The organism is Candidatus Thiosymbion oneisti, from assembly GCF_900092655.1.
Classification (GTDB): domain Bacteria; phylum Pseudomonadota; class Gammaproteobacteria; order Chromatiales; family Chromatiaceae; genus Thiosymbion; species Thiosymbion oneisti.
In genome coordinates this window covers 1-362 of record NZ_FLUY01000620.1, presented here as the reverse complement: position 1 = coordinate 362, position 362 = coordinate 1, and the positions used below count along the sequence as shown (strand labels likewise).

Annotated in this window: 1 protein-coding gene; it reads right to left on the bottom strand. The window is 66.0% G+C overall.

What is annotated here, in order from left to right; all coding sequences use genetic code 11:
• Positions 1-362, bottom strand: a 362-nt coding sequence (tssI, locus tag BQ17_RS06785; protein WP_141699141.1) for a type VI secretion system tip protein TssI/VgrG, incomplete at both ends; no start/stop codon positions are given.

The following is a 362-nucleotide window of genomic DNA, read 5'->3' as shown; positions in this document are numbered from 1 at the left end:
TTGTAGACCCCGCCGGTGATGATGGGCCGGTCGGGGTCGCCTTCCAGGAAGTCGACGATGACTTCCTGGCCGATGCGGGGAATGGCGACAGCCCCCCAATTTTTGCCGGCCCAGGGGTGAGCAACCCGCACCCAGCAGGAGCTGTGCTGGTCGGATTGGCCGTAGCGGTCCCAGTGGAATTGGACCTTGACCCGGCCGTATTGGTCGGTCCAGATCTCTTCGCCGGCTTTGCCGACCACGATGGCGGTCTGGGGACCTTGGACCCGGGCCTTGGGGGTGTTCCGCGGTGGACGATAGGGCGTTTTGGCATCCAGGGCGGTGAATTCGCAGTGGAAGACCGGGCCGGTGTTGGGCGCGCCGCC